The following is a 1446-nucleotide window of genomic DNA, read 5'->3' as shown; positions in this document are numbered from 1 at the left end:
CGGTGGCGCAATCGCTGGCGCAGACGCAAGCCTTCTGGCGGGTGCGCGACATCTGCGCCGAGTTCGGCCAGGTGCTGGGCCCGCACATCTCCTACGATATCGGCCTCGCCGTGGCGCGGATGGACGAGTTCGTCACGCGCTGCAAGGCCGCGCTCGCCGACGGCATCAAGGGCTGCGAGAGCGTCTATTACGGCCATATCGGCGACGGCAATCTGCACCTCGTGTCCTGGGTCACGGGCCTCACGGTGGCGCAGCAGCCAAAGGAAGAGATGGACACGATCATCTACGGTCTCGTGCGCGAGATGGGCGGCAGCGTCTCCGCCGAGCACGGCATCGGCACGCTGAAGAAGAAGTGGCTGGGCCATGCCAGGAGCGAGGCGGAGATCGCGCTGATGCGGACGCTAAAGGCCGCGCTCGATCCCGATCATCTGCTCAATCCCGGCAAGGTGATCTGAGATAGCAATGCGATCGCTCAAGCTCGATACGCCAAAATCACTGTCGCAGCGGGTGATGCAGCGGCTGCGGCAGGCGATCATCGACGGCGAGTTCGCGCTCGGCGCTGCGATCTCCGAGGAGATGGTGGCGAATTCCTTCGGCGTCAGCCGGACGCCGGTGCGCGAGGCAATGGGCCAGTTGCAGGCGCAGGGGCTCGTGGTGATCCGCCCGCAGGTCGGCAGTTTTGTCTTCACCCCGAGCGACGAGGACATCGCTGCGCTCTGCACCTTCAGGATCGCGCTCGAGCCCAAGGCCGCCGAACTCGCCTTCCGTCACGATCGCGACGGCGCYGTCGCGACGATGAGCGCCGCGATCGCGGCGATGGAGCCGGCGATTGCGGCACGCGACAACATCGCCTATGGCCGCGCCGATGCCGCTTTACACGAGGCGCTGTTCGCCCATTGCGGCAACCGCTACCTCGTCGAATCCTACCAGCTCGTCTCCGGCCGCGTCGCGGCGCTGCGCACCAACCTGACCTCGCCGATCGACGTGCGGACCCGCTCGTCGTTCGACGAGCACCGCAAGCTGCTGGATCTGTTCGCGCGCGGCGAGTTTGCGGCGTTCGAAGCATTGATGACCACGCACATCACCAATTCGGGCGTGGTCTACGCCAAGGCCTTGAAAGTCGAGGCGCTGAATGTGGATTGAGCGATTCTATCGCCCATCCTCCGGACCCGGCCTGTCCAGGAAATCCAGCGCGGTGTTGATCTGCTCGAGCTGATGCTCGATCCTGTCGCGGTCCTCCACGGTTTGCGCCATCTCGAGTTCCTTTATGAGCTTCTGCTTCCGCGCCAGCAAGTTCTCTATGACCGTACTCACAAGTCCCCCATCACCCCGAAGCGAGCATCAAGGCAAAATCCGGTTGCAGGCACTGGCGCCGGGATGGTCCGAGGCGCGCGCGAGCAGAGCTCGCGCCGGTGCCTGGGTCAGAATGCTCGCGAAGGGCGGTTG

The 1446-nt window shown here is 64.9% G+C and carries 2 protein-coding genes; both read left to right on the top strand.

Features of this window, described 5'->3' with window-relative positions:
• Window positions 1-455, top strand: a 455-nt coding sequence (locus AC1D00_RS40885; protein WP_477014614.1) for an FAD-binding oxidoreductase, incomplete at its 5' end; no start/stop codon positions are given.
• 7 nt (window positions 456-462) lie between these two features.
• Window positions 463-1143 carry a GntR family transcriptional regulator gene (locus tag AC1D00_RS40880; protein WP_477014613.1) on the top strand — a complete coding sequence of 227 codons (681 nt, stop codon included), beginning with the start codon at window positions 463-465 and terminating at the stop codon, window positions 1141-1143.
• The last annotated feature ends 303 nt before the right edge of the window (window positions 1144-1446 follow it).

The organism is Bradyrhizobium sp. P2_E8 (genome assembly GCF_056403875.1).
This window is presented reverse-complemented; position numbering and strand designations above follow the sequence as displayed.